The 6,931-nt window shown below is 67.0% G+C and carries 6 protein-coding genes; 2 read left to right on the forward strand and 4 right to left on the reverse strand.

The genetic code is table 11. The features are described 5' to 3' along the window. Window positions 1–1,162: aspartate-alanine antiporter-like transporter (locus tag AC1DY5_RS36075; RefSeq protein ID WP_478119285.1), on the forward strand; the 1,162-nt coding region annotated here is incomplete at its 5' end. Between the two features lie 310 nt (window positions 1,163–1,472). On the opposite strand, the gene AC1DY5_RS36080 is transcribed toward AC1DY5_RS36075, so the two are convergent. The 4 genes from AC1DY5_RS36080 to AC1DY5_RS36095 are packed head-to-tail and all read right to left on the reverse strand — an operon-like array spanning window position 1,473 to window position 5,860. Then, a complete protein-coding gene (locus AC1DY5_RS36080) occupies window positions 1,473–2,657 on the reverse strand; it encodes an alpha/beta hydrolase (protein WP_478119286.1) in 1,185 nt (394 codons plus the stop codon). Between the two features lie 21 nt (window positions 2,658–2,678). Then, window positions 2,679–3,662, reverse strand: coding sequence for a Bug family tripartite tricarboxylate transporter substrate binding protein (locus AC1DY5_RS36085; RefSeq protein ID WP_478119287.1), 984 nt, complete (start codon window positions 3,660–3,662; stop codon window positions 2,679–2,681). 56 nt (window positions 3,663–3,718) lie between these two features. Continuing rightward, window positions 3,719–4,654 carry a hydroxymethylglutaryl-CoA lyase gene (locus tag AC1DY5_RS36090; RefSeq protein ID WP_478119288.1) on the reverse strand — a complete coding sequence of 312 codons (936 nt, stop codon included), beginning with the start codon at window positions 4,652–4,654 and terminating at the stop codon, window positions 3,719–3,721. 9 nt (window positions 4,655–4,663) lie between these two features. Next, window positions 4,664–5,860: a CaiB/BaiF CoA transferase family protein gene (locus AC1DY5_RS36095; RefSeq protein WP_478119289.1), complete on the reverse strand. Its 1,197-nt coding sequence runs from the start codon at window positions 5,858–5,860 to the stop codon at window positions 4,664–4,666. A 173-nt stretch (window positions 5,861–6,033) separates the two neighbouring features. Here AC1DY5_RS36095 and AC1DY5_RS36100 point away from each other — a divergent pair. After that, window positions 6,034–6,931 (forward strand): PrpR N-terminal domain-containing protein (locus tag AC1DY5_RS36100; RefSeq protein ID WP_478119290.1); only part of this gene is annotated, 898 nt, incomplete at its 3' end.

The following is a 6,931-nucleotide window of genomic DNA, read 5'->3' on the forward strand; positions in this document are numbered from 1 at the left end:
CCAGTTTCGGTCGTTCCTTCGGCGCGGCGCGGTCTCCTATCCGTTCGGAGTGGCTGGGCCGATCCTGTTCCTCTACTTCACCTTCATTTTCCTCAAGCCGAAGATCGAGGCAACGGCTGTCGCCGGCCTCGAACTGCTGGAGATCGCTCTGCGCAACCAGGAGCATTTCGGCAGGACGCTGGGTGAAATCATGAGCGGGCTGCCCGCCGGGGTGCAGATCGTAGCGCTGCGCAGGGCGCATCACAACCAGCCGCCATCGCCGGGCCACGTCGTCGCGGAGGACGATGTCGTGCTCGTGGTCGCCTCCACCAAGGAGGCGATCGAACTGGCGCGAAAGTTCCTCGGCGAAGCGGCCCCCGGCCGCGTGTTCAAGGACCGCTCGGATCTCGACTACGTGCGCGTGTTCGCCTCGCGCGGGGCCGTGGTGGGGCGGGCGATCGGCGATCTCAAGATGCCGGGGGAGCGGGCCGTCGTCGTGGCACAGGTGCAGCGCGGCGATGCCAACATGGTGCCGCGTCCCGACCTCATGCTCGAATTCGGCGACCGCATCGGCATGCTGGCCCACCGCGGCGACTTCAAATCGCTTCGCAAGTTCTTCGGCGATTCCATCAAGGGCACGGCGGAGTTCAGCTACATCTCGATCGGGCTGGGCATGGCGCTGGGCTTCCTGGTCGGGGCCATCCAGCTTCCGATTCCAGGCATCGGAAAGCTCTCGATCGGCCTGTCCGGCGTGCTGATCGTGGCGCTGATCCTCGGCCAGCAGCGGCGCACCGGCGGGATGAACTGGACCATCCCGCTGTCGGCCAACCTCGTGCTTCGCAACCTGGGGCTCACGCTCTTCCTCGCGCAGGTCGGCATGTCCTCGGGGCCGACGTTCGCGGCGACCGTCACGGAGAACGGACTGATGATGCTGGGCCTGGGTGCGCTGGTGCTGGTCGCGCTGGTGCTGCCCATCATGATTCTCGGCCTGTTCGTCTTCCGCATGCCCTACGACGAGGTGGCGGGCATCGTCGCGGGGGCCTACGGCAACCCGGCGATCCTGGCCTACTCGAACAAGCTCGCGCCCACGGACCGTCCGGACATCGGTTACGCGATGATCTTTCCGGGTATGACGATCATCAAGATCCTGTTCGTCGACATCGTGCCCGCGCTGTTTCCCTAGGTGCTAGGGAGACGCTGATCAATAGGTCGCGGCGGGCAGGGCCCGTGCATGCGTGAAGACACCACAAGTCACAGCACCATCGAGATGAACCAACGCAGTTTTGTGCGAGTGTCGAGTACGCATTGAAGAAGAAGCGCATGCGTCGCGAGAAGTTCTCGCGGCTCCACACGACAGGAGCCTGGAAGTCGAGGCGATCCTCGGGCAAGTGCAGGCTTTCGCACGCGGGATGGGAACACCTTCGCCACGCATCGACCTGCTGCTGCCGCTGGTGCGGGGACTGGATCCGGCCGGCGCCAAACGCTAGGGAGGCTCAGCCCTGCTCCAGCCCCTTTTGTTGCGCCCAGCCCCTCACCACTGCCAGGCATTCCCGCAACTTCTGCGGCTGGCCGAGGTAGTAGTGCGTGGCGCCTTCGATCCGCGCGAACGTCTTGTCGGGCGTGGCGAGGGCGTCGCGGATGCGCGGGTTGTGCGTCGCCGGGACGGCGTCGTCCGCTGTGTTCTCGACCTGCAGCACGGGAGTGAAGCGGATGCGGGCCGCATTGTCCGGGCCCTTGATGTTCGAATGGTCGTAGGACCACTGCGACAGCCAGCTGCGCAGGCTGGAGTAGCGCGCCAGTCCCACCGGCGACGAGTTCACCACCCTGGGGTCTCCGAGGTAGCACCAGTTCGGCTTGCGGCCATTGGGGTCGATCGACGGATCGAGCCAGCGCACGTCGCACATGGTGCGATGCACGACGAAGCAACGCTCGCGCTCGGCGCCCCGCACTCGCAGGCGTTCCAGCAGCTCCAGGGCCCAGTCGCTGATCCTCCGGTTGCGTGCCAGCTGGGCCGACCGGAACCGCGCCACGAACTCGGCGTCGTAGTGCGGCTGGTGGGGACAGGCGGGGTCATGGATGTCGAGTTCGAGATCCCGCGCGTCCGGGTCCAGCTCGTCGACGACCGAAGGGTCCATCCACTCGGTCAGCGTCTCGGGCCGGCTCAGGTGGGCCGCGATGAAGACGAGGCCGTCGGCGCGCGGCAGGTTCGCCCGGGTGAGGGCATAGGGGTCGCCGGCCGGCGTGTGGGTGATGGTCGGCGATTCGGCCTGCGCTTGGTAGAACAGGGACAGCGCGCCGCCGCCTGACCAGCCGACCAGCACCACCTTCTCGTAGCCCAGCACTTCGCGTGCGTGGCGGATGTAGGCCCCCATGTCGAAGGCGACCTTCTCCATGATGAGGGCCGAGTCGTTCTTGGCATAGCGGCTGCCCGCGCACAGCACATGGCAGCCGGTAGCGGCCATGGCCGCGGGCATGGGCATCAGCTGCAGGGTCGAGGCGGGGTGCATGAAGAGATAGAGCGTGCGCGAGGGCACGTCCCGGGGCTTCAGCAGCTGGCCCTCGAGGAAGGTGACACCCTGGCTGCCGACGAACCCGTAGGTCTCGACCATCGCCGACGGCTCGCTGAACTGGACGATGATCGGGATGCGATCGAATTCGAATGTCTCGGCGGAACTCATCCTGGATACCTCGGTGCTGGTTCAGTCGGGCTTGACGCCGGCGGCCGCCATCCGGGCCTTGGCATCGACGCGAGCGTGGACCAGGAACTCGGTGAACTCGGCGGGGGTGCTGCCCACGGCGTCGAAGCCGTAGATCGACAGGTAGTCCTTCTGGAACTGGGGCGTCTGCAAGATCTTCGCCATGTCGGCGGCAATGCGCTGGCGCACCGCCTCGGGCGTGCCCACGGGCGCAGCCAGGCCGAAGAAGATGCCTGCCTGGTACTTGCCGGCGCCAGCCTGCTCGAAAGTCGGCACGTTGGGTGCCAGCGGCTGGCGGCGGGAGCCGCTGACGGCGATCGGCTTGAGCCGCCCTCCCTCCAGGAACGCCCGGGCGCCGCCGGTCACCACCATGGTCAGGTCGGTGCGTCCGGTCGACAGATCCTGCAGCGCGATCGGCAGGCTGTTGTACGGGACGTGCACCGACTGGACGTCGAAGGTGCGATTGAACCATTCCATCGCCAGGTGGTTGGAGGCCCCCTGGCCAGTGGACGCGTAGCTGAGCTTGCCCGGATTGCGTTTGCCGTAGTCGATCACCTCGGCCACCGTGTTGCCCGGAAAGTCCGGGCGCGCCAGCAGGATCAGCGGCGCGTTCATCAGCAGGGACACCGGCACCAGGTCCTTCTGCGCGTCGTAGTTCAGCTTGCTGTGCAGCAAGGGATTGAGGACGTAGGCAGCGTCCGTGGCAATCAGCAGCGTGTGGCCGTCGTTCGCCGACCGGGTCAGCTCGGCGACGCCGATCGCTTCGTTGGCGCCCGGCCGATAGTCCATGACCAGCGGCTGGCCCCATTCCTTGCCGAGCTGCGGCGCCATGGCACGCAGGATGGCGTCGGCCGGTCCGCCCGCTGCGTACGGCATGATGATTCGCACAGGCTTGGTCGGCCAGGCCGGCTGGGCGGGCTGAGCGATGGCAGCGGTGCCCAGCACGGCGAGTGCTGCGGCGACGAGGCGGGTGAAGATGCGTGGCATGGAAAGCTCCTGGTGAAGTTGTGGAGGAGAAAGAGATGGGGCGGGGGAAGCCCCGCCTAGAGAGCCGCGGTGGCGGGTTCGCCAGCCTCGCGCCTGGCTCGCTGCAGGCGCAGCCAGCCGGTGGACCTGCCGCCCAGTGCGCGGCCAAGCAGTGATTCCGCGCAGGCGACAGCGTCGAGCAGGCCGTCCAGCGCGATGCCCGTCGTCAGGCCGCTGCGTTCAGCCATGAGCACCAGGTCCTCGGTGGCTACGTTGCCGGCTGCGCCAGGCGCGAAGGGGCAGCCGCCGATGCCGCCGACGCTGGCATCGAAGCGGCGCACGCCTGATTCGAGCGCGGCCCAGGCGTTGGCGACGCCCATGCCGCGCGTGTCGTGGAAGTGGACGGCGAGCCGCTCCACTGCCACCGCTTCCCGCACGGCACGAAGACGCTCTTTCACCTGTCCCGGCGCGGCGGATCCGATGGTGTCGGCGATCACGATTTCGCCCGCACCGGCCTCCTGCATGCGCGCAGCGAGGCGCACCACCTGCTCGAGAGGCGCCGCACCCTCGAACGGGCAGTCGAAAGCAACCGCCACGTAGGCGCGCGTGCTCAAGCCAAGGCGCTGGGCCTCGGCCAGGGTCTGGACGCTGACCTCGGTGGCTTGCTCCAGGCCCATGTTGATGTTCCTGCGGTTCATGGTTTCGGTGGCAGAGAGCACCACGGCGATTTCCCGTGCGCCGGCCGCATGCGCGCGTTCCAGGCCCTTCAGGTTGGGCACCAGCACCGAGCTGCGCAACCGCGGGAGCGCGGCGTTCAACTGGCCAACCAGTTCGCCGGCATCGGCCATCTGCGGCACCGCCTTGGGCGACACGAAGCTCGTCGCCTCCACGCTCTGCACGCCAGCGGCGGCCAACAGGCGGATCAACGCCAGTTTGGCTGCCGTCGGAACGCGCACGTCCTGGTTCTGCAGGCCGTCGCGCGGGGCGACGTCGGTGATGTGGATTCGTTCCATCGCGCGGTCCTAGGCGATGGCGCCGTCGCGCCGCAGTTGCTCGAGTTGTTCCAGCGAATAACCGGCCAGGCTCGACAACACGCCTTGCGTGTGCTCGCCCAGCGCGGGCGGGCAGGTGAAGGGCCTGGCGACCGCACCGGAAAGCTTTATCGGATTGCCCGGCAGGCGCAAGGTCTCGCCGGTCTTCAGGGGCACCTCGACCACCATGTCGCGCGCGCGCACCTGCACGTCGTTGAGCGCCTGTTCGAAGTTGTTCACCGGGCCGCAGGGGATGCGCGCGACCTGCAGGCGCTCCAGCCAATAGGCGGTCGGCTGCTGCCGGAGCGCGGAGCCGACCAGCGCATCGATTTCCGCCTTGGCCGCGTAGCGCACGGGCTGCTGGAGATATTCGGGCTTGCGCAGCTGCGGCAGGTCGATGAACTCGACGAAGCGCTCGAAGAACGGATCGCCGATGCACGCGATGATGATGTGCCCGTCGGCCGTGGGATAGCTGTTGTACGGCACGTGCACGAAATGCCCGTTGCCGATGCCGGAGGGCACATGGCCGGACATCAGGTGCATGGTCGCCATGTAGTTGAGCAGCGAGATCTGCACGTCCAGCATCGAGATGTCCACGTGCTGGCCGCGGCCGGAATGCTCGCGCTGTGCCAGCGCTGCCAGCACGCCCATGGCGCCGAACAGGCCGCCGCCCAGGTCGCCGATCGGAATGCCGCTGCGCGTGGGCCCAGATTCGGGCGTGCCGGTGATCGACATGCCGCCGCCCATGGCCTGCACCACCTGGTCGAAGGCCGGGCGATTGATTTCGGGCCCGGTCTGGCCGAAGCCGGTGACCGAACAGGTAATGATGCGCGGATTCACTTTCGCCAGCGACGCATGGTCGATGCCCAGGCGCGCCGTCACGCCGACGCTGAAGTTGTCGAACACCACGTCGGCCTGGCGCACGAGGTCACGGAACACTGCCTTGCCGGCTTCGCTCTTGAGGTCCACGCAGACGCTTTCCTTGTTGCGGTTGAGCGTCAGGTAATAGGCGCCCATGCCGTCGCGGGCGTAGTCGGGATCCTTTTCCAGCAGCCGGCGCGTGCCCTCGCCGGTGCCGGGCGGCTCGACCTTGATGGTGCGCGCGCCCAGGTCGGCCAGCAGCATGGTGCCGTAGGGACCCGAGAGCATGTGGGTCAGGTCCAGCACGGTGATGTGTTCGAGCGCCAAGGGGATGTCTCCGGAAGAACGTGGTCGACCTTCCTTTGCAGGAGGCATGCCAATCCCGGGCTGCTTCCTAACTTGTTGATTTATATGGATTTATTTGAATCGCCTCGCCGACACTATGTTTCATGAGACATCTGTGAAACACTATTGGCGTTTCATTGCAACGCTACATTTCCATGGCCACTCGCTCCTTTCATCGACCGCGCCTGCCACGCCTGTGCTTCCTGGCGTACCGGCATATCCGTGAACTGGCCGCGCCCGTGGTGGCGGAATACGCAGACCGCGCGGACATCGAATTGGTCGACGGAACGTTCGGCGGCGCGTTGGCGATCGCGCGGGACCGCGTGGAACGCGGGGCCGTCGACGCCTTCGTCAGCGCCGGCTCCAATGCCAGCATCCTGCGGGCGGGGCTGGAAGCGCCGGTGGCGACGATCCAGCTCGGGGGCTTCGACCTGCTGCAGGCGCTGATCAGGGCCCGCCGCATCTCGAGCCGCGTCGGCGTGGTGACTTACGGCCAGACCATCCCCGAGCTGGATGCGATCAAGGACCTCCTGAACATCGAGATCCAGCAGCACGCCTACCAGACACCGGACGACGCCCGCCGGCAGTTCGAGCAGTTGCGCCGCGACGGGTTCGAAGTCATCGTGGGATCGAGCCTGGTGGTCGAACTGGCAGATGAAGCCGGGCTGCATGGCCTGCTGGCCTATTCGCTGGCCAGCATCCGCAAGGGATTCGAGGATGCCATCGAGCTGGCGCGGGTGGCCCGCCTCGAGGCCGGCCGCTACGAACAACTCAATGGCGTGCTGCACAACCTGCAGGAGGCCGTGCTCGCCGTGGACCGCGACAATTGCATCATCGCGATCAACCCTCCGATGCAGCAGTTGATGGGCACGTCGCGCCGGCCCTTGCTGGGCCAGCGCCTCGACCTGCTGACGCCGGAACTGTCGCTCCAGACCACCCTGGACACAGGCAGCGAAACGCGCGCCGCGGTGCAACGCTATGCCCGCCGCGACTGGATCGTCAACCGGACCCCGATCCGCGAGCACGGCGAAATCGTGGGCGCCGCCATCACGC

The sequence above is a fragment of the Variovorax sp. P4_D9 genome, assembly GCF_056401695.1.

Excerpts from the sequence above, each read along its gene's own strand:
- AC1DY5_RS36080 (WP_478119286.1), bottom strand. The coding sequence starts at position 2,657 with ATGAGTTCCGCCGAGACATTCGAATTCGATCGCATCCCGATCATCGTC.
- AC1DY5_RS36090 (WP_478119288.1), bottom strand. The coding sequence starts at position 4,654 with ATGGAACGAATCCACATCACCGACGTCGCCCCGCGCGACGGCCTGCAG.
- AC1DY5_RS36085 (WP_478119287.1), bottom strand. The coding sequence starts at position 3,662 with ATGCCACGCATCTTCACCCGCCTCGTCGCCGCAGCACTCGCCGTGCTG.